The organism is Streptosporangium sp. 'caverna' (genome assembly GCF_003203775.1).
Classification (GTDB): domain Bacteria; phylum Actinomycetota; class Actinomycetes; order Streptosporangiales; family Streptosporangiaceae; genus Streptosporangium; species Streptosporangium subroseum.
Genome location: NZ_CP029711.1, coordinates 4,484,171 through 4,508,152, shown reverse-complemented (window position 1 = coordinate 4,508,152; position 23,982 = coordinate 4,484,171). Strand labels below are relative to the sequence as shown.

The following is a 23,982-nucleotide window of genomic DNA, read 5'->3' as shown; positions in this document are numbered from 1 at the left end:
CTGATCGGATTCGGGATCCGGACGCGCCGGATCCCGTTCCGCGTCATGCCGCCCCTGGAGGTCAGGCGTCGTCTTCGAGGTCTCCCTCGGACTTGAGGTAGACCTCCTGCAGATCGCGCAGGATGTCGGGGTCGGGGTGCTCCCACATGCCCCGGCCGGCCGCCTCCAGCAGCCGTTCGGCGATGCCGTGCAGCGCCCAGGGGTTGGATTTGGCGAGGAAGGCCTGGTTCTCCGGGTCGAGCACGTAGGTCTCGGCCAGCTTGTCGTACATCCAGTCGGCGACCACCCCGGTGGTCGCGTCGTAGCCGAACAGGTAGTCGACCGTGGCGGCGAGCTCGAAGGCCCCCTTGTAACCGTGCTTGCGCATCGCGGTCAGCCAGCGGGGGTTGACCACCCGGGCACGGAAGATCCTGGAGGTCTCCTCCGAGAGCGTCCGGGTACGGACGGCGTCCGGCCGGGTGCTGTCGCCGATGTAGGCCGCGGGGGCCTTGCCGGTGAGCGCGCGGACGGTGGCGATCATGCCGCCGTGATACTGGAAGTAGTCGTCGGAGTCGGCGATGTCGTGCTCGCGGGTGTCGACGTTCTTGGCCGCCACCGCGATCCGGCGGTAGGCCGACTCCATGTCCTGCCTGGCCGGGATCCCGTCGACGCCCCGGCCGTAGGCGAAACCGCCCCACACCGCGTAGACCTCGGCGAGGTCGGCGTCGTCACGCCAGTTGCGGCTGTCGATCAGCGGCAGCAGCCCGGCGCCGTAGGCCCCCGGCCGGGAGCCGAAGATCCGCATGGTGGCCCGGCGCTCGTCGCCGTGGCCCTCCAGGTCGGCGAGCACGTGTGCCCGGACGTAGTTCTGCTCCTCGGGCTCCTCCTGGGCGGCGGCCAGCCGTACGGCGTCGTCCAGCATGGCCACGACGTGCGGGAACGCGTCGCGGAAGAACCCGCTGATCCTGACCGTGACGTCCACGCGCGGGCGCCCGAGCTCCTCGGCGGAGATGGGCTCCAGCCCGGTCACCCGCCGTGAGGCCTCGTCCCACACCGGCCGCACGCCGAGCAGCGCCATCACCTCGGCCACGTCGTCGCCGGCGGTGCGCATGGCGCTGGTCCCCCACACCGACAGGCCGACCGAACGAGGCCAGTCGCCGGTGTCGGTCCGGTAGCGATCCAGGAGGGAGTCGGCCATCGCCTGGCCGGTCTCCCAGGCCAGGCGGCTCGGCACCGCCTTGGGGTCGACGGAGTAGAAGTTACGGCCGGTGGGGAGCACGTTGATCAGCCCGCGCAGCGGCGACCCGCTCGGCCCGGCCGGCACGTAGCCGCCGTCGAGGGCGTGCAGGATCGCGTCGATCTCGTCGGTGGTCCGCGCCAGCCTGGGCACGATCTCCGTCGCCGCGAACCGCAGGATCCGCTCCACCAGTCCGATGTCCACCACGGCGCCCCCCATGACACCCGCGACGGTGTCGAGGGACAGGACGGCGGCGGTGACGTCGGCGGCGGCGGACGGCTCCCAGGCCCGGTGTTCCATGGCCTCGACCAGGGCGCGGGCCAGCGTCTCGGCCTCGTCGGTGCCGATGCGGCCCGCCGTACCGTCCTCGGCGAGGCCGAGGGCCTCGCGCAGGCCGGGGAGTGCCTCGCTGCCGGCCCACATCTGGCGGGCGCGGAGCATCGCCAGCACCAGGTCGATCCGCGGCTCGCCCTCGGGGGCGAGGCCCAGCACGTGCAGGCCGTCGCGGATCTGAACGTCCTTGACCTCGCACAGCCAGCCGTCGACGTGCAACAGGAAGTCGTCGAACTCCGCGTCGTGCGGGCGGTCGGCGAGGCCCAGGTCGTGGTCGAGTTTGGCGGCCTGGATGAGGGTCCAGATCTGGGCGCGGATCGCCGGGAGCTTCGCCGGGTCCATCGCCGCGATCGAGGCGTGCTCGTCGAGGAGCTGCTCCAGCCGGGCCATGTCCCCGTAGGTGTCGGCGCGGGCCATCGGCGGGACGAGGTGGTCCACGAGGGTGGCGTGGGCGCGCCGCTTGGCCTGGGTGCCCTCGCCGGGGTCGTTGACCAGGAACGGATAGATCAGCGGCAGGTCGCCGAGCGCGGCGTCCGGACCGCAGGAGGCGGACATCCCGTTGGACTTGCCGGGCAGCCACTCGAGGTTGCCGTGCTTGCCCACGTGGACCACGGCGTGGGCGCCGAAACCGTCGGCCAGCCAGCGGTAGGCGGCCAGGTAGTGGTGGCTGGGCGGCAGGTCGGGGTCGTGGTAGATCGCGATGGGGTTCTCCCCGAAGCCGCGCGGGGGCTGCACCATGACCACGACGTTGCCGGCGCGCAGCGCGGCCAGCACGATCTCGCCCTCCGGGTTCTGCGACCTGTCCACGAACAGCTCGCCGGGCGCCGGGCCCCAGTGCGCCTCCATCCGGGTGCGCAGGTCCTCGGGCAGGGTGGCGTACCACTCGGCGTAGCGACTCGCCGCGATGCGCACCGGGTTGCCGGCGAGCTGCTCCTCGGTGAGCCAGTCCGCGTCCTGCCCGCCCGCCGCGATCAGCGCGTGGATCAGCGCGTCGCCGTCCTGCTCGCTCACGCCCGGCAGTTCGCCCTCGGCGCCGATGTCGTAGCCCCGCTCGCGCATGACGGCCAGCAGCCGCACCAGGCTCGCGGGGGTGTCCAGGCCGACGGCGTTGCCGATCCGGGAGTGCTTGGTGGGGTAGGCCGACAGCATCAGCACGAGCCGCCGCTCACCGGCGGGGATGTGCCGCAGTACGGCGTGCCGTACCGCGATGCCCGCCACGCGCGAGGCCCGCTCGGGGTCGGCCACGTAGACGGTCAGCCCGTCCTCGTCGATCTCCTTGAAGGAGAACGGCACCGTGATGATCCGTCCGTCGAACTCGGGGATCGCGACCTGGGTGGCCGCGTCCAGCGGCGACAGTCCCTCGTCGCTGTCCTCCCACGACGCCCGGCTGCTGGTCAGGCAGAGTCCCTGCAGGATGGGCACGTCCAGGTCGGCGAGCGCGCCGACGTCCCAGGCCTCGTCGTCCCCGCCGGCCGACGCGGTCGCCGGCCGGGTGCCGCCCGCGGCGAGCACGGTCACCACCAGGGCGTCCACCGTACGGAGCTCCTCCAGCAGGCCGGGCTCCGCGGTGCGCAGGGAGGCGCAGTAGACGGGCAGCGCCCGGCCGCCCGCGTCCTCGATCGCCGAGCAGAGTGCCTCGACGAAGGCGGTGTTGCCGGAGACGTGGTGCGCCCGGTAGTAGAGCACCCCGACGACCGGCCCGTCCTCACGGCGGTTCTCGCGCTCCAGCACGCCCCAGCTGGGAGTGGGCGCGGGCGCGGCGAACCCGTGCCCGGTGAGCAGCAGGGTGTCGGACAGGAACCGGTGGAGTTCGACGAGGTTGGCCGGTCCGCCGTGGGCCAGGTAGGCGTGCGCCTCGGCGCAGACCCCGCCGGGCACGGTGGACAGCTCCATCAGCTCGGCGTCGGGCGCCTGCTCGCCGCCGAGCACGACGACGGGCCGTGGCCCGGCGAGCAGGGCGTCCAGTCCCTCCTCCCAGGCCCGGCGCCCGCCCAGCAGGCGGACCACCACCGCCTCGACGCCCTCCAGCAGGGCCGGGAGGTCTCCGGTGGAGATTCGGGCGGGGTTGCCCAGCCGGTAGTCGGCGCCGCTCGCGCGGGCGCTGAGCAGGTCGGTGTCGGAGGTCGAAAGCAGGAGGATCACGCGCCACACTCCAGGGAAAGCGGGACGGTACGGCCCGGCGACGCCACGAAATGGCGATGGAACAACGAGAGCGGGGCGGTACGGCCCGGGAATCGGGAAAGCGAAAGCGGGGCGGTACGGCTCGGGGAAGCCACAGGGTGGCGGGGGAACGGCGAAAAGCGCACGGAGCTTCCTCCCTCGGGGTCCTCGCCCCGGGTCGTCGTCGGCTACGACGGCTGGAGTCTCCTGGCTCCCGGATCGGTGCTCACCCCGGCCTTCCCGCCCGTCGTCGGACAGTGGCCCGGGTGGGGTTCGCTCCCCGGTTACAGTGGCGGGACCGCGCCGGACTCACACCGGCTTCCTCCCTCTTCCATCGCAGTGATGACACTACGGCAGTCCCCATCCTTGCAAGAAACTGGCGTTAACATCCTGAGCGTGGTCATTGCGCACTTTTCAGGACGATCGCGACTTGACGCCTGTCCCGGGGCGCTCCAGGTACACGCCGCCGCCGACGGCGGCCTGGCGCGCGTCCGCGTTCCCGGAGGCAGGTTGACGGCCTCCCAGCTGCGCGAACTCGCCGGAGCCGCCTCCACGTACGGCAGCGGTGTCATCGAGCTGACCTCCCGGGCCAACGTCCAGGTGCGCGGCCTGGGTGAGGGAACCGCGTTCGCGGACCGCATGGCGGCCGCGGGCCTGCTGCCCTCCCTCACCCACGAACGGATCCGCAACGTCCTCGCCTCTCCCCTGACCGGGCTCGACGGCGGCGGGCTCACCGACGTCACCCCGCTGGTCGCCGAGCTGGACCGGCGCCTGTGTGCCCGGCCCGGCCTCGCCGCCCTTCCCGGACGGTTCATGTTCGCGCTCGACGACGGCCGGGGCGACGTCGCCGGGCTCGGCGCCGACGCCACGATCCTGCCGACCGGCCCGGACGAGGCCGCGGTGATCCTCGCGGGCGCCGACAGCGGCCTGCGCGTCCCCCTGGACGCGGCGGTGTGGGCCCTGCTCGCCGCCGCCGAGGACTTCCTCGCGGAACTGGCCGCCCAGGAGATCACCGCCTGGCGCATCGGCGAGCTCGACGACGGCCCCGCCCGGATCGCGGCCCGCCTGCGCGCCCGCCTCGCCGGGGGCTCGCCACCCCTCGATCACAACCCCGTACGGGCCACGGCCCGGACACGCACCCACCCCCGCGAGGACCGGCCGCTCCTCGATCACGGCCCAACGCAGGTCACGGCCCGGACGCGCACCTCGCTCACCTCCGCCGAGCCGGTGGATCCCCTGCGGCTCCGTCCCACCGGGCTCGGACCCGTGGGCGTCATCGAGCAGTCGCCTTCGACCACCGGCACCTCGGTACGGAACGACCCGACCGGCCCCGGAGCCGGAGCGGACACCGGCCGGCGGGTCGCCCTCGGAGTCGCGGTGCCCCTGGGGCGGCTGACCTCGGCCCAGGCCGAGCTGCTCGCCGACGTGGCGTCTCTCGGAGAGGTACGGCTCACACCGTGGCGGGGCATGGTCCTGCCCGGACTGTCCCCGGACGAGGTCGCCGGGACGGCCGCCCGGCTGGCGGAGGCCGGTCTGGTCACCGACCCCGCCTCGCCGTGGATCGGCGTGACCGCCTGCACCGGCCGTCCCGGCTGTGCCAAGTCGCTGGCGGACGTGCAGGCCGACGCCGCCCTCGCCATCACTGCGGTACGGAACGCCCCGACCGGCACCGGGGCGGAGATCGAGGTCGGTTCCGGATCCCGGGCCGGGAGCGGAACCGATCCGGGAGTCGAGGACGGGATCAAGACGGGAACCGGGAGCCGGATCGGCCCCGGAGCCGGAGCCGTAGCCGGGAGCGACTCCGGGGCGCGGGCCGAATCGGCGGTCTCCGAGTCAGGCGAAGTCACCCCGTATGTGGTGGATTCCCCGCGCACCGGTACGCTCCCCGTGCACTGGGCGGGCTGCGAGAGGCGCTGCGGTCGCCCCAGGGGACGAGTCGCGGACGTGGTCGCCACCGGCGACGGGTACCGCCTGGACCTGGACGGCCGGAGCCTGACCTGTGCCGACATCGAAGAGACCGCGGCCGCGATGACGGCCGCCAGAGGGGAAATGTGATCGACTACGTCCGTGACGGCGCCGAGATCTACCGCCGTTCCTTCGCCACCATCCGCGCCGAGGCCGACCTGGGCGGCATGCCCGCGGACGTCGCCCAGGTGGCGGTCCGCATGATCCACGCCTGCGGGATGGTCGACCTGGTGACCGACCTCGGGTGGTCGCCCGGCGTCGTGGCGTCGGCCCGTAGGGCCCTGCGGGCGGGTGCCCCGGTGCTGTGCGACGCGACGATGGTCTCCTCCGGGGTGACCCGGCGCCGCCTTCCCGCCGGCAACGAGGTGATCTGCACGCTGGGCGACCCCCGCGTGCCGGAGCTCGCCGAGCGCATGGGCACCACCCGCAGCGCGGCCGCGCTGGAGCTGTGGCGCGACCGGCTGGAGGGCTCCGTGGTCGCGATCGGCAACGCGCCCACCGCGCTGTTCCGGCTGCTGGAGATGGTCGAGGAGGGCGCCGGGCGACCGGCCGCCGTGCTCGGGATACCGGTCGGCTTCATCGGCGCCGCCGAGTCCAAGCAGGCCCTCGCGGAACATCGGGCGGGCCTGGAGTATCTGGTCGTACACGGCCGCCGTGGTGGAAGTGCGATGACCGCCGCCGCGGTCAACGCGATAGCGAGCGAGGACGAATGAGCGACATGGCGACTGGACGGCTCTGGGGCGTGGGGCTCGGGCCCGGGGATCCCGAGCTGGTGACCGTCAAGGCCGCCCGCCTCATCGGCGAGGCGGACGTGATCGCGTTCCACAGCGCCCGGCACGGCCGGAGCATCGCCCGATCGGTGGCCGCGCCGTACCTGCGGGAGGGTCAGATCGAGGAGGCCCTCATCTACCCGCTCACCACGGAGACCACCGACCACCCCGGCGGCTACCAGGGGGCCATCGACGACTTCTACGCCGCCTGCGCGGTGCGGCTGGCCGTCCACCTGGACGCCGGGCGCGACGTGGTGGTGCTGTGCGAGGGCGACCCGCTCTTCTACGGCTCCTACATGCACATGCACAAACGCCTGTCGCACCGTTACACCACCGAGGTGGTCCCCGGCGTGACGTCGGTGAGCGGCGCCTCCGCCGTCCTCGGGCGCCCGCTGGTCGAACGGGACGAGATCCTGACCGTGCTGCCGGGAACGCTCCCCGCCGAGGTCCTCGCCGAGCGCCTGGCCGCCACCGACTCGGCGGCGGTGCTCAAGCTCGGCCGGACGTTCACCAAGGTCCGCGACGCGCTGGCCACGGCCGGGCGTCTCGACGAGGCCTGGTACGTGGAGCGCGCCACCACCGGCGAGCAGCGTCTGGCCCCGCTCGCCGAGGTGGATCCGGACAGCGTGCCGTACTTCTCGCTGGCCCTGATCCCGAGCCCTGCCAACGCCGGGCCGGCCGTGCCCGCGCGCGAGGCCGAGACCTCGGACGCGCGGGCTCAGGGCGAGGTGGTCGTGGTCGGGCTCGGCCCGGCCGGGCGGCCGTGGCTGACGCCGGAGGCGCAGGAGGCGCTGGCCGCCGCCGACGAGCTCATCGGGTACGGCCCCTATCTCGACCGGGTCCCGCACAACCCGCGCCAGCTCCGCCATCCCACGGACAACCGCGTGGAGGCCGAACGCGCCGCGCACGCGCTGGAGCTGGCCCTCGCCGGATCCCGGGTGGCGGTGGTCTCCTCGGGCGACCCGGGGGTGTTCGCCATGGCCAGCGCGGTGCTGGAGGTGGCGTGCGAGCCGAGGTTCGCCGACGTCCGGGTGCGGGTCCTGCCGGGCCTGACCGCCGCGCACGCGGTGGCGAGCCGGGCGGGAGCGCCCCTAGGCCACGACTACTGCGTGCTGTCGCTGTCGGACCTGCTCAAGCCCTGGGAGGTCGTCGCCGAGCGGATCAGCGCCGCGGCGAAGGCCGACCTGGTCCTGGCGATCTACAACCCGGCCTCCAAGAGCCGCACCTGGCAGGTGGCCGCCGCACGGGACCTGCTGCTGGAGCATCGCGTGCCGGAGACCCCCGTCGTGATCGGCCGTGACGTCGGCGGGGCGGGCGAAAGCATGATCTTCACCACGCTCGGCGAGCTCGACCCGGCCGTGGTCGACATGCGCTGCCTGCTGATCGTGGGATCCTCGACCACCCGCGTGGCCGAGCGGGGCGACGGCGGCCGGGTGGTGTTCACCCCCCGTCGCTACCCGGCGTGAACGCCTTCGGGGCCCGCCACGGTCTCCAGCCAGGCGACCGCGGCCTCGACCGTCTCCACCGCGGCGACCCCGTCAGGCGGGGGCGGGCGCCGCACGATCACGACCGGAAGCCCGAGCTCGCGGGCGGCGAACAACTTGGCCGTGGTCATCTCGCCCCCGCTGTCCTTGGTGACCAGCATGTCCACCCGGTGCTCACGCATGAGCGCCAGCTCCCCCTCCACCGTGAACGGACCTCGGCTGAGCAGCACCTCCAGGCGGCGCGGGAGGGGAGGCTCCGGCGAGTCCACAGAACGGGCCAGGAACCACAGGCCGTCGAGGTCCGCGAAGACCGGCAGGCTGCGGCGGCCGGTGCTCAGGAACACCCGCTCCCCCAGCTCGGGCAGCAGCTCGGCGGCGGCGGCGAGCGAGGGCACCCAGCGCCAGTCGTCACCGGGGCCCTCCTGCCAGCCGGGGCGCCGCAGGATCAGCAGCGGCACGCCCGCCCCGGCCGTCGCCTCGACCGCCGAGGCGGTCATCCGCGCGGCGAACGGGTGCGTGGCGTCCACGACGACGTCGATGCGGCGCTCGGCCAGCCAGGCCGCGAGTCCCTCCGGGCCGCCGAAACCACCCTCGTGCACCTCCCCGACCGGCAGCTTCGGGTTGCGCACCCGGCCTGCCAGCGAGGACACCAGGTGAATCCCGTCACGCCCGGCGAGCGCCGCGGCCAGCCGCCTGGCCTCGTCCGTGCCACCCAGCACCAGGATGTTCAGCACACCGTCACCTTCTCCGTATCCACTGCGTATTCCGTGTCTTCTGTGTGTCCCCCGGCGCGGGACCTCGCCCTGCGGTGCTCTCCGCCACAGGGCACCGCCCCGCCGCGAACCATCGCCCCGCCACATCCTTCGACCCGGCACCGCCCCCCGACGCGCCCTTTGTCACAGGGCATCGCTCCGCCGTCCCCCCCGCCGCGGGTCATCGCCTCGCCGTGCCCTTCCCCGCAGGACGTCGCCCTGCCGTACCGATCGACTCTCACGCCATGAGCGCGCCCCTGCGCCACGGGTGGACCACCGGCGCCTGCGCGACCGCGGCCACCACCGCCGCCTACACCGCGCTGCTGGGCGGCGACTTCCCCGACCCGGTGGAGATCACGCTGCCCAAGGGCCAGCGCCCGGCGTTCGCGCTGGCCAGGGAGGAGCTGACGGGTGAGCGGGCCATGGCCGCGGTGGTCAAGGACGCCGGCGACGACCCCGACGTGACGCACGGCGCGCTGATCTCCTCGACGGTACGGCACGGCGCCCCAGGCACCGGGGTGGTGTTCGTGGCGGGCCCGGGCGTCGGCACCGTCACCAAGCCCGGTCTGCCGCTGGACGTGGGCGAACCGGCGATCAACCCGGTGCCCCGGCGGATGATGCGCGAGCACGTCGCCGAGGTCGCCGCCAGGCACGGGGGCAGCGGTGACGTGGTCGTGGAGATCTCGGTGGAGCACGGCGAGGAGCTGGCCCTGCGCACCTGGAACCCCCGCCTGGGAATCCTGGGCGGGCTGTCGATCCTCGGCACGACCGGCATCGTGGTGCCGTACTCGTGCTCGGCCTGGATCGACAGCATCCGGCGCGGCATCGACGTGGCCAGGGCCGCGGGCTACACCCACGTCGCCGGATGCACGGGAAGCACGTCGGAGAAGGTCGCCGCCGAACTGTACGGGCTGCCGGACGACGCCCTGCTGGACATGGGCGACTTCGCCGGAGCCGTGCTGAAGTATCTGCGCAGGCACCCCGTCCCCCGGCTGACCATCGCCGGGGGCATCGGCAAGCTCTCCAAGCTCGCCGACGGCCATCTCGACCTTCACTCCGGGCGCTCGCAGGTCAACCCGGGCATGCTCGCCGAGATCGTCCGGTCGGCGGGTGGTACGGAGACCCTGGCCGGGCAGGTGCTGACCGCCAACACCGCGCTGCACGCCCTCCGGCTCTGCCAGGAGGCGGGCCTGCCGCTGGGCGACCTGATCGCCGAACGGGCCCGTCTGACCGCCGTCGGCGTGCTGCGCGAGGCGCCGGTGGCGGTGGACGTGGTGGTCATCGACCGCGCAGGCGTGATCGTCGGCCGCGCGGAATGAACCGGTCGCGGGCTGATCGCCTGTCGCACGAAATGGACCAGTCGTGAGGTGATCGTCGGTCGCGCGATGAATCGGCCGTACGGGAACGATCATCTGCCCTGCGGGATGAGCCGGCTCAGCCACGGCGGACGGCGATCGGCACCCGAGGAGGGGCATCTGGCTCAGTCACGGCAGCGGGCCGCCGAGTACAGGTGGCTGTCGGGGAACTCCGAGGCGGTCAGCACGCGTCCGACGACGATCACCGCGGTGCGGAGGATCCCCGCGGCGCGGACCTGGCCCGCGATGTCCGCCAGGGTGCCGCGCAGGATCACCTCGTCGTCCCGGCTGGCCCTGGCCACCACGGCCACCGGGCAGTCGGCGCCGTAGTTGGCGACGAGCTCCTCGGCGACCGCCTCGATGCGCTGCACCGCCAGGTGGAGGACCATCGTGGCCCGGCTGCGGCCGAGGGTGTCCAGGTCCTCGCCGTCGGGCATGGGCGTGGCACGCACCGAGGTCCGGGTCAGCACGATCGTCTGGCCCACGCCGGGCACGGTGAGCTCACGCTTCAGCGACGCCGCGGCGGCGGCGAAGGCGGGCACGCCGGGAATCACCTCGTAGGGAACCCCGGCCGCGTCCAGCCGCCGCATCTGCTCGGCCATCGCGCTGAACACCGACGGGTCGCCGGAGTGCAGCCGGGCCACGTCGTGCCCGGCCTCGTGGGCGGCGAGCAACTCCGCCAGGATCTCCTCCAGCGCCATCCTCGCGGTGTCGACCAGCCGCGCTCCCGGTGGGCAGGACTCCAGCAGCTCGGCCGGGACCAGGGATCCGGCGTACAGGCACACGGGCGAGGACGCGATCGCCCGCTGCCCCCGCACGGTGATCAGGTCCGCCGCCCCGGGACCCGCTCCGATGAACCGCACCGTCATCGTTCGTCCCCCGCCCGAACACGTCCCACGTGAACACCTCTCACCCGAACACACCCCACTCCAACCGCACCCACGCGAACACGACCCGTCCCGGCGCGCCGTCTTCCGCCGCGCACCGTCACTCCTCTACGCGCCATCACCGCCCGGCGTCCGGGGAAACGGCCTGACGACCGTCCAGATCGCCGCGCACCGCCGCTCCTCTATGCGTCATCACCGCCCGGCGTCCGGGAAACGGCCTGACGACCCTCCGGTCCGCCGCGCACCGCCGCTTTTTTATGCGTCATCACTGCCCGGCGTCCGGGGGAAGGGCTTGACGGCCGTCCAGATCGTCACCGGCATCATGGGCCGCCAGCCGGTGAACCCTCCCACCGGGGCCGCCCTGCCGACCGCCAGCCGGATCAGGTCACCACCGAGCTCGCCGTACCGGGAGGCCAGAACGGTCTCGGACTCGATCGTCACCGCGTTGGCCACCAGACGCCCGCCCGGGCGCAACGCCTCCCAGCAGGCCTCCACCATTCCGGCGGCGGTCACCCCGCCCCCGACGAAGACGGCATCGGGCCGCTCCAGCCCGGTGAGCGCGGCCGGAGCGGCGCCGGTCACCACCTTCAGGCCGGGGACGCCCAGTTGTGAGGCGTTGCGGGCGATCCTGACGGCTCGTTCGGGGTGGTTCTCCACCGCGACCGCCCGGTTGGCCGGGTGGGCGCGCATCCACTCGATCCCGATGCTGCCCGCCCCCGCGCCGACGTCCCACAGCAGCTCGCCGGGGACGGGCGCCAGCCGGGACAGGGTCACCGCGCGCACCTCGCTCTTGGTGAGCTGGCCGTCGTGCTCGAACGCCTCGTCCGGCAGGCCCGGGAGGCAGGGCAGCGGCACCGTGCCGGCGTCGGCGCGGCACTCCACGGCGACGACGTTGAGGTCATGGGCCGCGGAGAGGAACCAGCCGGACGCCGTACCGGAGATCACGCGTTCTTCCGTGCCGCCGAGACGCTCCAGGACTGTCATCGGGCTCCCGCCGTACCCGCGCGTGGTGAGCAACTCGGCGACCCGGGCCGGGGTGCGGCCGTCCGCGCTGAGGATCAGGACGCGGCGGCCGGCGTGGATCGCGGTGTGCAGCGACTCGGCCGGCCGCGTCACGAGGCTGACCACCTCGACCTGGTCGACGGCCCAGCCGAGCCGGGCGCAGGCCAGGGAGACCGCCGACGGATGCGGCAGCACCCGGACCCGGTCCGCGCCGAGCAGCCGGACCAGCGTCGTGCCGATTCCGTGGAACATGGGGTCGCCGCTGGCCAGCACGCAGATCCGGCGGCCCCGGTGAGAGGCGATCAGCGCGGGCAGGGCCGGGAGCAGCGGCGAGGGCCACGCGACGCGTTCGGCGGCCGATTCGGGGACGAGCGCGAGCTGCCGGACGCTGCCCATCAGGACCTCGGCGGCGTGCAGCTCGCGCCGCGCCGCCGGGGAAAGACCTTCCCAGCCGTCGGCGCCGATGCCGACGACGGTGACGACCGCGTCGGCGACGGTGTCCGGACCGGCGATGGAGCCGGGGCCGGAAACGGTGGCAGGGTCAGGAACGGTCTCAGAGGCGGGACCGGCGGTGAAACCGCGAACGGGAACGGCGTCGGAGACGGGAACGGGAACGGTGTCAGACATTGCCCAGTATCCGGGTGATTTTGATCTCGATCACGACGCGGGCGGGGTTCTCCCGGGGTTGCCGGTAGCGCTCGGCGTACCGGCGTTCGGCGTCGGCGACCGAGGCGGGATCCCTGCGGATCACCGCCCGCCCCTCCAGGGTCGACCAGCGGCGCCCGTCCACCTGGCAGACCGCGACCGCCGCGCCCTCGTCTCCGGCGGCGAGCACGTGACGGACCTTGTGCGAGCCGCCCGAGGTGATCACCCTCGCCGTCGCGGAGTCCACGTCCAGCGTCACCCCGACCGGGACGACGTGCGGCGTGCCGTCCGCGCGCACGGTGGTCAGCGTGCACAGGTGACGCTCCCGCCAGAAGTCGCGGAATCCCTCTCCGAGGTCCTTCAACTCCCACCCTTTCCTTATGTCCTTAGTGTCTTACATGTCCTGATACCGGGCGACATGCTAGACCGCTCGACCCGGGGGTCGGCGGGCGCACCGCCGGAAGGCGGCATCCTGGTAGGCATGAGCTACCGCGTGTGTCTGGTCTGCCTGGGAAACATCTGCCGCTCCCCGATGGCCGAGGTCGTGTTGAGGAAGACCCTCGCCGACCACGGTCTGGGCGACCTCGTCACGGTCGACAGCGCGGGCACCGGGAGCTGGCACCAGGGCGGGCCGATGGACGAGCGGGCCGCCGCCACGCTCGCCGACCACGGCTACGACGGTTCCCTGCACCGTGCCAGGCAGTTCCTGGGCGACTGGTACGGGCAGATCGATCTGGTGCTGGCCATGGACGGTGAGAACCTGCGCGCCCTGCGCCGCCTGGCTCCCGCCGGCGCCGACGTGCGGCTGTTCCGCTCGTTCGACCCGGCCGCGCCCGAGGGCGCCGAGGTTCCCGATCCCTACTACGGCGACGGCGAGGGTTTCTCCGAGGTGCTGAAGATGGTCGAAGCGGCCTCCGAGGGCCTGGCCGGATATCTGGCGGACAAGCTCAGGTGAGACCCGGTTCCTCCCGGTCCCCGAGTCTCCCGCTCCCGCCCTGGTCATCGCGGCGTCGCGCCCTTTACAAAGTAATTCACAGGCCGGTCGTCCAGGTGGCCCTGCCTGTGAACGCGCCCGGCGGGCATACGGGACGACCGGAAGTGTCAAAAATATCCGTACAATATTGGTTTTTCTGATGCTTAAGTGACTCAGGAGGCCAGACGTGGCGCTGCTCAGCCGCCGGAACATGCTCAAGGTCGGCGCGGGGTTCGTGCCCGCTCTCGGGCTGATGCCTCCCTCCCCCCGGCCCACCTTCCTGCCCCCTCCCCCTCACCCCACGGTCCATCCGACCCTGATCCCGGTCATGACCGTCTCCGGTGTCGTCCCCGCCGCCCTGGCGGTGTTCGACACCGCCATGAAGACCTTCATCACCGAACGCAAGATCTCCTGCGCGCAGCTCGCGGTCGCCAAGAAGGGCAAGATCCTACTGGCCCGGGGCTACAGGTTCAGGAACGGCTCACCGATTCCGCCGCCGGTGACCCCGACCTCGCTGTTCCGCATCGCGAGCCTGAGCAAGCACATCACGTCGGCCGCGATCATGCGCCTGGTCCAGGACGGCAAGCTCAGCCTGTCCGCCCCGGTCACCACGCTGCTCGGGCTCTCGGCCACGGCCGACCCCCGGCTGCAGCAGGTGACCGTGCTCCGCCTGATGCAGCACCTCGGCGGCTGGGACCGGGACGTCTCGGTGGACCAGCTCTGGATAGACCACCAGATCTCCGCCACGCTGGACGTGCCGCTGCCGATCGACCACGCGGACATCATCCGTTACGCCACGGCCCGCCCCCTCGACTTCGCCCCCGGCTCCAAGATGGTCTACAGCAACTACGGCTACATGCTGCTCGGCCGGATCATCGAGAAGGTCTCCGGCCTGAGCTACGAGTCGTACGTCAAGCAGAAGCTCCTCACTCCGGCCGGCATCAGCCGGATGCGACTCGGCCGCAGCCTCAAGTCGGAGGCCGTCTCGACCGAGGTGCCCTACGAGTCGCAGTACACCGCCAAGTCCGTGGTGGACGAGTCGGGCGCCACGGTGCCGTTCCCCTACGGCGGCTTCAACATGCCCAACCAGGATGCCAACGGCGGCTGGCTCGCCTCCGCCGTGGACATGGTGAAGTTCTCCACCGTCTTCGACGCCGCCGGCCCGGTGCTCAACGCGGCCTCGATCGCCAAACTGTTCGCCAAGCCGGAGACCGGGATCACCAGCGGCGGGTCCTGGTACGGCGGCGGCTGGTATGTCCGGACCTCGGGCAGCGGCCTCAACACCTGGCACACCGGGTCGATGCCCGGCACGTTCACCTTCCTGGCCCGGCTGAGCAGCGGCGTCTCCTACTGCGCCGTGTTCAACCGCCGCGAGGAGACAGGTTCGCCCGACTTCGACGGGATCGACCCGATTCTCGGCAAGGCGGCGGGCGCGGTGACCTCGTGGCCGACGACCGACCTCACTTCCACCTACTTCTGACCGGGAAGCCGTCCGCCTCACCCCGGTCTTCACGAACCACCCGGCGAATGACCTCGTCACGCCGTTCGCCTCTGATCGAGAACCCGCCGTGGGAGAGGCCGTGGAATGGGCGGCGGAACGGAGCCGCCCATTCATTCTGCGATCGCCTGTAGCCCGCGTTTCCTACCCCCTGAACCGATCATCTAGTCTCCAAGTATGTCGACCCTTCCGGACCGGGACCCGCGGGAAATACGAGCCGCTGACGGCGACCGCGACCAAACTGCTGCAATCCTCCGCAACGCGGCCGGCGACGGCCGACTGACCATGGAAGAGTTCCAGGAAAGGCTCGGCGCGGTCTACACCGCCAAGACCTACGCCGATCTGGAACTTCTCACTCGCGACCTGCCGGACCTTCCTTCCTCGGCGGCCGCCCGGAGCTACACCGACAACTACGCCGGCCAGCAGGCGGGCGCGCCGACCAGCACGGTCGCCGTCGGAATCATGGGCGGGTTCAACCGCACCGGCCGCTGGCGGGCCCCCAGAAACTTCACCGCCCTGGCCTTCTGGGGCGGCGGCAAGATCGACCTGCGTGAGGCGGTGTTCACCGGAGGTGAGATAAAGATCCGGGCGTTCGCCCTCATGGGAGGCATCGAGGTGATCGTGCCCGAGGACGCCGAGGTGTTCGTCACCGGGGTCGGGATCATGGGCGGGTTCGGCGACCAGGCGAGCGGAGTCGGCCGCCCGAACGCGCCCAGGATCGTGGTCACCGGGATGGCCCTCATGGGCGGGGTCGACGTCAAGCGCAAGTCGCGTAAGAACAACAAGAAGCTCGAGTCGTGAGAGTCGCACCTTCGCGGCTCTGGGTCTCGCCGCGGAGGAGCTGAACGCGCCGCCGATCCGCCCCGCGGGGGCGCCTGCGGGCATCGGGGCCGACGCACCGCGGATGCCGATTTGACCTTGTCGTAGCGTCAACGTTTCTAATGAGGGCATGCGGATCGGCGAGCTTGCCGCGCTGGTCGGGGTGTCCACCCGGACCGTGCGCCACTACCACCACCTGGGTCTCCTGCCCGAGCCCGTACGGCTGGCCAACGGCTACCGGGAGTACCGGCTGCGTGATGCGGTGGCCCTTGCCCGCGTGCGGCGGCTGACCGAGCTGGGCCTGTCGCTGGACGAGATCCGTGACGTCCTGGCCGACGACCGGGGCCGGGAGCTGCGTGAGGTGCTCCTGGAGCTGGACGCCGACCTGGCGAGGCAGCAGGAGGCGATCGGCGCCAGCCGGAACCGGCTGGCCGTGCTGCTCACGGAGACAGACCTGCATCCCGACTCGACGGTCTCTCCCGACATGGCGGCGGTGCTGCGCGACCTTCCCGCCGAGGGCTCGAAGTTCGCCGAGATCGACCGTGAGCTGCTGGCGCTGATGGACACCGTGGCCGGTCCCGCCGACCGGGCCCGGATGCTCGACCTGATGCGCCCGCTCACCGAACCCGACGCCCTCGCTCGATCGCACGCCCTCTACCGGCGGCTCGACGAACTCGCCGACGCGGACTCCGGCGATCCTCGCATCGCCCCGCTCGCCGCCGACCTCGCCGCCCACGTCCCCGATGAGATGGCGACGGTGATAGTCGCGAATCTGGACGCGGTTCCCGAGCATCTGCGCCCGCCCGGATCGGGCCCGGCGGAGGACACGGAGGGCAGACGGTGGATGGAGACGATGCACGCCGAGGTGTCCCCCGCCCAGGTCGAGGTGTTCCGGCTCGTCATGATCCTGCTGAAGGAGAGAATGTGATGCTCAAGGTCGCGCGCGCCGCGCTGTTCGCCGTACTGCCCGCGGAGCTGCTGCTCATGACCCTGCTCATCTCGGGGGTGTCCCTGCCCGTCCCGGTGATCGTGGTGGCCGAGCTGGCCGTGGTGTCGGTGTTCGTTCTGGAGGCGGTGACCGCGTACCGGCTGTTCCGGTCCGAACGCCGGGGCGGCGCGGGCCGGCGGGCGGCGCTCCTGGCGACTTTCCATCGTCTGGTACCCGTACAGGTGCGCAAGGTCACGGAGTTCGAGCTGAAGGGCATGGCGAGCCTCGTCCTGTGGATGGGGCGGCGCCGCAACGGCGTGCCATCCGGAGCCACCGCCGTGCCGTACTCGAAGGAGCAGACGCCGCTACTGCTGGTGATCCTGTTTGCGATGATCGTGGAGACGGTGGCGGTGGATCTCCTGCTGATCGCGCTCGACGTCTCGGACGGATTGCGCGTCCTGGTGCTGGTCATCGACCTCTACGGGATCGTGTTCGGGCTGGCGCTCGGCGCGGCCTGCGTCACCCGGCCCCACGTCGTCACCCCCGACGAACTGCGCATCCGCTACGGCGCGTACTTCGACCTGCGCGTCCCCCGCGAGTTGATCTCCTCGGTACGGCTGTCGCGCAACTACAACGAGTCCGGCATGGTCACCGCGGTGGACGGGCGGCTCGGCGTGGCGGTGTCCTCCCAGACCAACGTGATCGTCGAGTTGACGGAACCGATCACCGCCGTCCGCCCCCTCGGCGGCCGCGTCGAGGTCACCACGATCCGCTTCTTCGCCGACACTCCGAACGCCGCCCTGAACGCCCTGCGGCCCCTCCAGCCCCGCGACGCCCCCTGACCCGCCTTGAGGGGAAATTCCTGGGATGGCCTTTCCGGCGAGTCTTTGCTCCACGACACCGGTTGCGGAAGGCTTAAAAAGCCATCTCCATGCGAATTCATGAAATCCCCAGGTGGCAAAAACCCAGGCGAAGGCTCTAGATCCCGGAGGGAAATACTCACTCCCATGCAGCAGGTCCGGGCATTGGGCCCAGCCAAGAGGTCCAACTATAAGAAATCACTTCATGTAACGGAATCCTCACATATGTATTTACCGGTCGGCAGACAGTCCTGACCTTCCCGGGGCACGATCCCTTTTCAGGAATCCGGGTCCGGCCCGGTGAACGCTCATCCCCGGACAGCGAGCAGATTCGGGTCCGCATGAGGCAGGCCCGCCGGCTCTCCTCCGGCTCGCCGATTCTGTGGGCGCCCAGGTGCCGGGGCCGGTGACGTGAAGGTTCACCTCACCTGCCCCGTGGCGCCCGCAGCCATCGGACGCGGGATCCGCTCGGGGGATCCCACGGCTCAGATCGGCAGTGCCTCCACGATGGCGGCCCCGCCCGGCAGCTCGACCTGCCGGGTGAGCCGGAAACCGGCCCTGCTCAGCAGCTCGCCGTACTCGGAGGTGCTGCGCTCCATGCCCTCCCCGAACAGGGCGAGCATCCGCATGTCCAGGTCCTTGCTGATGTGGGGAAGGTCGTCGTCGGGGACGACCATCTCCACCAGCAGCACACGGCCGTCGTCGGCCATGACGCTCCTGATGTTGCGCAGGATCCGCAGGGCGTCCTCGTCGGACCAGTTGTGGATCACGCTGCCCAGCAGGTAGGCGTCCCCACCGGGGGGCACCGCGACGAAGAAGTCGCCGCCGACGTATTCGCACCGGTTCTCAAGGCCTGCCTCGGCGAAGAACTCCGAGGCGCCCTTGACCACCTGCTCCTGGTCGAACAGCACTCCGCGCATCTCCGGACAGGCGTTCAGGATGGCGGCCAGGATGTGCCCCTTGCCTCCGGCCACGTCCACCAGGGTGCGCACACCGGAGAAGTCGTAGCGGGACGCCACGGCCTCCGCGAACGGCCAGGCCCTGGACGTCATGTAGTCGTCGAACAGCGCTCCGGCCTCGGGGTTGGCCTTGAGGTAGCCGTACAGGGGCCCGTGGTGCTCGGCGAAGCCCGACCTGCCGGTGCGCACGCTCAGCGGGAGCTTGCCCATGCCGTACCAGAAGCCCTCCTCGATGATCATTCGTACGGCGGGGCGCAACGAGTTGGGCGCGTCGCTGCGGAGGGTGGAGCCGGCCTCGGTCAGCTCGTAGATCCCGGGGGCCGTCGTCGCGACGATGCCCATGGAGACGAGCTGGCGGAGCATCCTGCCGAGCGCGGACGGGTCCGCGTCACAGCGCGCCGCGAGCTCGTCGACGCTCAGGGGACCTTCTCGCAGGTGGTCGGCGCAGCCCAGTTCGGCCATCGCGGCCAGGGCGGTGAAGCGGGAGACCCCGCCGATCGCATCCCAGATCGGCGCTTGCGGGTCGCTCATTCGTGTTCCTTTCATCCGGCACGCCGAGGTGGTCTTCCGGCGGGCCTGTTCGGTTTCCGGCACGTCGATGTGACGAGCGGTGAGTGTGGCACGCGGGCACCGCCTCGGCGTATCGGCCGAAGAGGCCCGCCGGGCTCGTGCGGGCGGCCTGCGCGGGCGCTTGAGCGACGTCTCCGCGCGGGGCTCGTGCAGGGCGCAGGGCCGGTGCGGGCTCGTGCGGGTGGAGACCGGTTCGGTGATCTCGGGAGTGGCAGGGCATCAGGCCGGCTGCCGGGCGGAGCGGTGCCAGGACAGCACACGTCGTTCGACCGCGAGGAACGCCGCGTTGAACGCGTAGCCCAGGGCGCCCAGGAGCACGATGCTCCCCCACACACCCGCCAGGTCGTACGACCTCTGGGCGTCCAGAAGCTGGAAGCCGATCCCGTCGGTGCTGCCCACCAGCTCGGAGATCACCATGAGGATCAGCGCCAGCGACAGGCTGACCCGCAGCCCGGCGAAGATCTTCGGCATGGCCGAGGGCAGGATGATCCGGAACAGTCTTTCCCTGCCGCGCAACCCGAAGACCGTGGCGGCGTCCAGGTGCTGGCGGTCGACGTGCCGGGCGCCCTCGCAGGCGTTGATCAGAATCGGCCAGACGATGCCGAACGCGATCACATTGATCTGCATCCGCGGCCCGATCGCGAACAGCGCCATGAAAAACGGCAGCAGCATGGGCGGGGGGATGGCCCGGGCGAACTGGATGAGGGGGTCCGCGAAGCGGAAGAGCAGCGGGGAGCGGCCCAGCGCGACCCCGAGCGTGACTCCGGCGACTCCGGCCAGCGCCCATCCGGCCAGCAGGCGGCCGACGCTCGCCGGGATGTTCGTCAGTGCCGCGTCGCTGAGCCAGAGCCGTTCGGCGGGGCCGGTCAGCCACATCGTGTACATGGCGGCGGCGATCCGCGACGGCGGCGGGAAGGCCGGCAGCTCCGCGCCGCGGGTGATCAGCTCCCAGAGCACCAGGACCGCCGGCACCGGCCACAGGCGGCCGATGACGCGCAGCACGCCCTTCGTCACGCCGCCTCCGTACGGGCGCTGTGCCAGCGGAAGACGCGCCGCTCCGCCAGCACGAACAGGCCGTTGGTGACCACGCCGATGACGCCGGCCCAGAGGGCTGCGGCGATGATGTACTCCATCGGGTTCAGGTCGCCGGCCGTCTCCAGGACAAAACTGCCGATGCCCTCGGAGCCGCCGCCCAGCAGCTCCACGCTGATCGCCACGATGAGCGCGATCGCGGAGGCCAGCCGGACGCCGGTGGCGATGAACGGGGCGGTGCTCGGCAGCGATACCCGCCAGAGCACGGCCAGCCGGCCGAACCCGAAGCTGCGCAGCGTCTCCTTGGCCAGCGGGTCGACGTCCTTGAGGCCGTACATCGTGTTGATCAGGACGGGCCATGCCGCCGCGTAGGCGATCAGGGTGATCTTCATGTCGAACCTGTCGGAGAACAGGGTGAGGGCCAGCGGGATCAGCGCGATCGACGGGATGGGGCGGAGGAACTCCGTGATCGGCCGGAGCGCGCCCTCCACGCGGGGCAGGCTTCCGAGCAGGAACCCGGCGGGTACGGCGACCGCGACGGTGACCAGCAGGCCGAGGGCCCACACGCCGAGGGTCGAGGCGACGTCGGAGAGGAATTCCGCGTCGGTCACGAGCGAGGCCGCCCGGCCCACCACCGTGGAGGCCAGCGGGAACGCGAGCGGGTCGATCAGCCCCGTCCGGCCGGCGACCTCCAGCACGCAGAACAGTCCCGCGACGCCGGCGGCGCCGCAGAACAGTCTGCTGTCGAGGGGGTTGCGCTCGATCACCCGGCGTTTCCGGGAAGAAGAGTCTTGGCCTCGATCTTGCTCTTCAGGTAGCCCTGCTCCAGCATCACGTCCGCCACCCGCTGCAGCCGGGCCTCGTCGACGCCGGCGGGGAAGGTGCCGAGCGTGATGACGGCGGCCGTGGCCGCGTCGATCTTGGTATAGGTCGGCAGGATCTCCTCGACGGCCTTGCGGTCGGCGGCGGAGATCTGCTGGGCCCTGGCGATCGCCCGCTGGAAGGCGGCCGTCGTCTTGGGGTTCTTGTTCGCGAACTCCTCGATGACGACGACGCCGGCGACGGGGAAGCCCTCCAGGGGGCCGACCATGGTGTCGGCGAGTTTCTGGGCCCCGATGGTCTTCTGGACGGCGGTCAGGTGCGGCTCGGTCATCCACGCGGCGTCGACGATGCCGGTCTTGAGCTTGTCCGCCATCTCGGGGAAGGGGAACTCCAGGAACTCGACGTCGGTCTCGGCGAGCCCCTGGGTCTTGAGCAGCGCGGTCACCGCCAGGGTCCCGACGTTCTTCCTGCTGTTGACCGCGATCTTCTTGCCCTTGAGGTCGGCGGGCGTCTTGATCGGGGAGTCCTTGGGCACCATGATGTCGAACGCGTCCGGGGCGGCCTGGTAGAGGTCCGAGATGACCTTCATCTTGATGCCGGCCGAGACGGCGAGGAAAGCCGAGACGTAGTTGGTCTGGGTGGCGTCCAGGGAGCCTCCGACGAGGGCCTGCTGGGCCTGCGCCCCGCCCGCGACCGACTCGATGGTGACGGTGAGACCCTCTTCCTTGAAGAAGCCCCTGCTGTTCGCGATGTAGAGCGCGGCCGAGTCGGGGATGGGCAACGCCCCGATCTTGAGCTGGGTCTTCTCCAGGCCACCCGTGTTCGCCGCGGTGTCTGCCGATTCGCCGGAACCGGTACAGGCACTCAGCGCCAGAGTGGCGGCGACGCCTGCGATGACCACCCGGCTCGCAAGTCCGAACCTCATGAGGTCTCCTTAGCTGCGTTCGATCGCGTCGGACGGAACTCGCCGTGCAACTCACCGGACGGCACGAGGGGACCCCGAAGGCGCGGGATCAAGGACTATGCCGACCGCGGATCAGAATAGGGAAAAGATCACCCTAATTGCAAATATATTATCCAACTCATTTAAATATCAAATATGCCATATGTGAACCGCCCGCCAACCACCCCGGCCGGTGGATGGAGTTATTTAGCGGGAATCACGGGACATGTCAAGAAACCAATTTCGCAACTCTGCGGAATGGCACGGTCACCGAACGAAAGGCCATTGTCTGATTACAGCTGCCATGTGCTATTTTGAGATAAAAGTGAGTTATGTGAAGGTAGTCGATCGTGTTCGCCTCGGTTCGCCGCCGCTCGCGTCAGCAGTCGCACGCGATGCCGGACGAGAGGGCGGTCAGGTCGTCGACCCGGCGGGCGTGGCGGCCGTCGGCCGTCTCCACCGGGAGACCCTCCCGCACCCAGTACTCATAACCCCCGATCATCTCCTTGACCCGGTAGCCGAGCGTGGCGAACGCCAGCGCGGCCCGGGTCGCGCCGTTGCAGCCGGGTCCCCAGCAGTAGGTGACGACAACCGCGGCCGGATCGATCAGGCTCGACGCCCGCGCGGCGATCTCCGCGGTCGGCAGGTGTACGGCGCCCGGCAGGTGGCCCTGCTCCCAGGCCTGCGTGTTGCGGGAGTCGATCACGACGAGTCCGGGGGCACGGGCCTCCAGGTCGGCGTGAACGTCACTGACATCGGTCTCGAAGGACAGCCGGGCCGCGAAGTGGGCGGCGGCCTGCGCCGGCGTGGCCGGCGGGATGGAAAGCACGGAGGACATGCCCACGATCCTGGTGGGGACGGAGCCCCTCGGACAGTGGCGTGAACGACGCCGTTCGCTAAGTTAGCGCCATGCGCGTCTCGCAGATCACCCGCCCCGGCCGGTCCGTCTCCGTACTGGCCTACGACGGAATGTCCGCCTTCGAGCTCGGCATCGTCACCGAGGTGTTCGGCCTGCCCCGTCCGGAGCTCGACGTCCCCTGGTACGACCTGACGGTGTGCGCGCAGGGGCCGGGGCCGGTGCGCGTCGTCGGCGGCGCGTTCCTGGACACCCCGCACGGCCTGGAGGTCTTCTCGGCGGCTCACACGGTCATCGTCCCCGGCGTCCCCGACGTGACCGGCGATCCGGCACCGGAGCTGACAGCGGCCCTGCGGCTGGCGCACCGGCGGGGGGCACGCATCGTCTCCATCTGCTCCGGCGCGTTCGCGCTGGCGGCCGCGGGACTGCTCGACGGACGCCGGGCCACCACCCACTGGCGCCACGCCGACCTGCTGCGCCGCCGTTACCCCAAGGTCCGCGTCGACGCGAACGCCCTCTACGTCGACGAGCACGACGTGATCACCGGCGCGGGCAGTGCGGCCGGCCTCGACGTGTGCACACACCTCGTCCGCAAGGACCACGGCGCGACGATCGCCAACGCCGTCGCGCGCCGGCTGGTCATCCAGCCCCACCGCGACGGCGGGCAGGCCCAGTACATCGAGACGCCCGTGACCGCGGGCCCCGGCGACGACCGGATCGCCCGCAACATGGCCTGGGCGCTGGAGCATCTCCCCGAGACTCTCACCGTGGAGATCCTGGCCCGCCAGGCGCACATGTCGACGCGCACCTACCTGCGCCACTTCGCGAGAGCGACGGGGACCAGCCCCATCCGCTGGCTCATCGCCCAGCGGGTGCAGGCCAGCCTTCCGCTGCTGGAGACCGGCGACGCCTCCGTCGAGCAGATCGCGGCCGCGGCCGGCTTCGACACCGCCGTGACCTACCGCCACCACTTCGGCCGGATCATGCGGACCTCCCCCACCGCCTACCGCCGGGCGTTCCACACCGGCGAGGTGGGGCCGGCCCCGCGAGCCCTGTAGCGGGACGGCACCCAGGATCACCTCGGCCGTCTCCGGCCCGGCGAGGCCCGCCCCGATGACCACGGCCGCGCGTCGAGCGCGGCGGCGCCCGGCGG

20 protein-coding genes and 1 riboswitch are annotated in these 23,982 nt (G+C 71.4%); of the genes, 10 read left to right on the top strand and 10 right to left on the bottom strand.

Going from position 1 to position 23,982, the window contains the following annotated elements; translation table 11 throughout:
- Positions 1-61 precede the first annotated feature (61 nt).
- Positions 62-3,691: a cobaltochelatase subunit CobN gene (gene cobN, locus DKM19_RS19860; RefSeq protein ID WP_110697259.1), complete on the bottom strand. Its 3,630-nt coding sequence runs from the start codon at positions 3,689-3,691 to the stop codon at positions 62-64.
- A gap of 195 nt (positions 3,692-3,886) precedes the next feature.
- Positions 3,887-4,089, bottom strand: a riboswitch (cobalamin riboswitch).
- Here cobN and DKM19_RS19855 point away from each other — a divergent pair.
- The 3 genes from DKM19_RS19855 (at position 4,052) to DKM19_RS19845 (ending at position 7,910) form a co-directional block, all read left to right on the top strand.
- Positions 4,052-5,764 (top strand): precorrin-3B synthase, encoded by a 1,713-nt coding sequence (locus tag DKM19_RS19855; protein WP_369989377.1) that lies wholly within the window; start codon positions 4,052-4,054, stop codon positions 5,762-5,764. It overlaps the preceding riboswitch by 38 nt.
- Positions 5,761-6,387: a precorrin-8X methylmutase gene (locus tag DKM19_RS19850; RefSeq protein WP_110697257.1), complete on the top strand. Its 627-nt coding sequence runs from the start codon at positions 5,761-5,763 to the stop codon at positions 6,385-6,387. The genes DKM19_RS19855 and DKM19_RS19850 overlap by 4 nt, the downstream gene beginning before the upstream one ends.
- Positions 6,384-7,910, top strand: coding sequence for a precorrin-2 C(20)-methyltransferase (locus DKM19_RS19845; RefSeq protein ID WP_110697255.1), 1,527 nt, complete (start codon positions 6,384-6,386; stop codon positions 7,908-7,910). The genes DKM19_RS19850 and DKM19_RS19845 overlap by 4 nt, the downstream gene beginning before the upstream one ends.
- On the opposite strand, the gene DKM19_RS19840 is transcribed toward DKM19_RS19845, so the two are convergent.
- On the bottom strand, positions 7,898-8,662 hold the full coding sequence (locus DKM19_RS19840) for a cobalt-precorrin-6A reductase (protein WP_110697253.1): 765 nt from the start codon (positions 8,660-8,662) through the stop codon (positions 7,898-7,900). The two genes, DKM19_RS19845 and DKM19_RS19840, sit on opposite strands and share 13 nt — an antisense overlap.
- 263 nt (positions 8,663-8,925) lie before the next feature.
- Between DKM19_RS19840 and DKM19_RS19835 the strand changes: the two genes are divergently transcribed.
- Positions 8,926-9,999, top strand: a complete 1,074-nt coding sequence (locus DKM19_RS19835) for a cobalt-precorrin-5B (C(1))-methyltransferase (protein ID WP_110697251.1) — start codon at positions 8,926-8,928, stop codon at positions 9,997-9,999.
- 161 nt (positions 10,000-10,160) lie between these two features.
- Here DKM19_RS19835 and cobM read toward each other — a convergent pair whose 3' ends face one another.
- From cobM to DKM19_RS19820, 3 genes are all read right to left on the bottom strand, one after another.
- Positions 10,161-10,904: a precorrin-4 C(11)-methyltransferase gene (gene cobM / locus DKM19_RS19830; RefSeq protein ID WP_110697249.1), complete on the bottom strand. Its 744-nt coding sequence runs from the start codon at positions 10,902-10,904 to the stop codon at positions 10,161-10,163.
- Positions 10,905-11,177: 273 nt separating this feature from the next.
- A complete protein-coding gene (gene cbiE / locus DKM19_RS19825; RefSeq protein ID WP_110697247.1) occupies positions 11,178-12,551 on the bottom strand; it encodes a precorrin-6y C5,15-methyltransferase (decarboxylating) subunit CbiE in 1,374 nt (457 codons plus the stop codon).
- Entirely contained in the window at positions 12,544-12,933 is a 390-nt protein-coding gene (locus tag DKM19_RS19820; RefSeq protein WP_239514338.1) for a pyridoxamine 5'-phosphate oxidase family protein, read from the bottom strand. The genes cbiE and DKM19_RS19820 overlap by 8 nt, the downstream gene beginning before the upstream one ends.
- 117 nt (positions 12,934-13,050) lie before the next feature.
- Here DKM19_RS19820 and DKM19_RS19815 point away from each other — a divergent pair, with 117 nt between their 5' ends.
- The 5 genes from DKM19_RS19815 to DKM19_RS19795 all read left to right on the top strand — a co-directional run bounded on the left by DKM19_RS19815 (position 13,051) and on the right by DKM19_RS19795 (position 17,629).
- Positions 13,051-13,524 (top strand): low molecular weight protein-tyrosine-phosphatase, encoded by a 474-nt coding sequence (locus tag DKM19_RS19815; RefSeq protein WP_110697243.1) that lies wholly within the window; start codon positions 13,051-13,053, stop codon positions 13,522-13,524.
- Positions 13,525-13,729: 205 nt separating this feature from the next.
- Positions 13,730-15,022, top strand: a complete 1,293-nt coding sequence (locus tag DKM19_RS19810) for a serine hydrolase (protein WP_239514337.1) — start codon at positions 13,730-13,732, stop codon at positions 15,020-15,022.
- A 195-nt stretch (positions 15,023-15,217) separates the two neighbouring features.
- Positions 15,218-15,841 (top strand): DUF1707 domain-containing protein, encoded by a 624-nt coding sequence (locus DKM19_RS19805; protein WP_110697241.1) that lies wholly within the window; start codon positions 15,218-15,220, stop codon positions 15,839-15,841.
- A 148-nt stretch (positions 15,842-15,989) separates the two neighbouring features.
- Entirely contained in the window at positions 15,990-16,787 is a 798-nt protein-coding gene (locus DKM19_RS19800) for a MerR family transcriptional regulator (protein ID WP_110697239.1), read from the top strand.
- Complete coding sequence (locus DKM19_RS19795) at positions 16,787-17,629, top strand: hypothetical protein (protein WP_110697237.1); 843 nt, start codon at positions 16,787-16,789, stop codon at positions 17,627-17,629. Before DKM19_RS19800 ends, DKM19_RS19795 begins: the two co-directional genes overlap by 1 nt.
- Positions 17,630-18,132: 503 nt before the next feature.
- Here DKM19_RS19795 and DKM19_RS19790 read toward each other — a convergent pair.
- From DKM19_RS19790 to DKM19_RS19770, 5 genes are all read right to left on the bottom strand, one after another.
- The gene (locus tag DKM19_RS19790; RefSeq protein ID WP_110697235.1) at positions 18,133-19,137 is read right to left on the bottom strand and encodes a methyltransferase; all 1,005 of its coding nucleotides are present in this window, start codon (positions 19,135-19,137) and stop codon (positions 18,133-18,135) included.
- A 258-nt stretch (positions 19,138-19,395) separates the two neighbouring features.
- A complete protein-coding gene (locus DKM19_RS19785; RefSeq protein ID WP_239514336.1) occupies positions 19,396-20,190 on the bottom strand; it encodes an ABC transporter permease in 795 nt (264 codons plus the stop codon).
- The gene (locus DKM19_RS19780; protein ID WP_110697234.1) at positions 20,187-20,975 is read right to left on the bottom strand and encodes an ABC transporter permease; all 789 of its coding nucleotides are present in this window, start codon (positions 20,973-20,975) and stop codon (positions 20,187-20,189) included. The genes DKM19_RS19785 and DKM19_RS19780 overlap by 4 nt, the downstream gene beginning before the upstream one ends.
- Positions 20,972-21,955 (bottom strand): ABC transporter substrate-binding protein, encoded by a 984-nt coding sequence (locus tag DKM19_RS19775; RefSeq protein WP_110697232.1) that lies wholly within the window; start codon positions 21,953-21,955, stop codon positions 20,972-20,974. The genes DKM19_RS19780 and DKM19_RS19775 overlap by 4 nt, the downstream gene beginning before the upstream one ends.
- 397 nt (positions 21,956-22,352) lie before the next feature.
- Entirely contained in the window at positions 22,353-22,811 is a 459-nt protein-coding gene (locus DKM19_RS19770) for a rhodanese-like domain-containing protein (RefSeq protein WP_204358877.1), read from the bottom strand.
- Positions 22,812-22,882: 71 nt separating this feature from the next.
- On the opposite strand from DKM19_RS19770, the gene DKM19_RS19765 reads away from it, so the two are divergent.
- Entirely contained in the window at positions 22,883-23,887 is a 1,005-nt protein-coding gene (locus DKM19_RS19765; protein WP_110697228.1) for a helix-turn-helix domain-containing protein, read from the top strand.
- Positions 23,888-23,982: the final 95 nt, after the last annotated feature.

Bases quoted from the DNA above. Each gene is read 5' to 3' on its own strand.
- DKM19_RS19855 (WP_369989377.1), top strand. From the start codon at position 4,052: ATGACACTACGGCAGTCCCCATCCTTGCAAGAAACTGGCGTTAACATC.
- DKM19_RS19845 (WP_110697255.1), top strand. From the start codon at position 6,384: ATGAGCGACATGGCGACTGGACGGCTCTGGGGCGTGGGGCTCGGGCCC.
- DKM19_RS19835 (WP_110697251.1), top strand. From the start codon at position 8,926: ATGAGCGCGCCCCTGCGCCACGGGTGGACCACCGGCGCCTGCGCGACC.
- cobM (WP_110697249.1), bottom strand. From the start codon at position 10,904: ATGACGGTGCGGTTCATCGGAGCGGGTCCCGGGGCGGCGGACCTGATC.
- cbiE (WP_110697247.1), bottom strand. From the start codon at position 12,551: ATGTCTGACACCGTTCCCGTTCCCGTCTCCGACGCCGTTCCCGTTCGC.
- DKM19_RS19815 (WP_110697243.1), top strand. From the start codon at position 13,051: ATGAGCTACCGCGTGTGTCTGGTCTGCCTGGGAAACATCTGCCGCTCC.
- DKM19_RS19805 (WP_110697241.1), top strand. From the start codon at position 15,218: ATGTCGACCCTTCCGGACCGGGACCCGCGGGAAATACGAGCCGCTGAC.
- DKM19_RS19800 (WP_110697239.1), top strand. From the start codon at position 15,990: ATGCGGATCGGCGAGCTTGCCGCGCTGGTCGGGGTGTCCACCCGGACC.
- DKM19_RS19795 (WP_110697237.1), top strand. From the start codon at position 16,787: ATGCTCAAGGTCGCGCGCGCCGCGCTGTTCGCCGTACTGCCCGCGGAG.
- DKM19_RS19790 (WP_110697235.1), bottom strand. From the start codon at position 19,137: ATGAGCGACCCGCAAGCGCCGATCTGGGATGCGATCGGCGGGGTCTCC.
- DKM19_RS19775 (WP_110697232.1), bottom strand. From the start codon at position 21,955: ATGAGGTTCGGACTTGCGAGCCGGGTGGTCATCGCAGGCGTCGCCGCC.
- DKM19_RS19770 (WP_204358877.1), bottom strand. From the start codon at position 22,811: ATGTCCTCCGTGCTTTCCATCCCGCCGGCCACGCCGGCGCAGGCCGCC.
- DKM19_RS19765 (WP_110697228.1), top strand. From the start codon at position 22,883: ATGCGCGTCTCGCAGATCACCCGCCCCGGCCGGTCCGTCTCCGTACTG.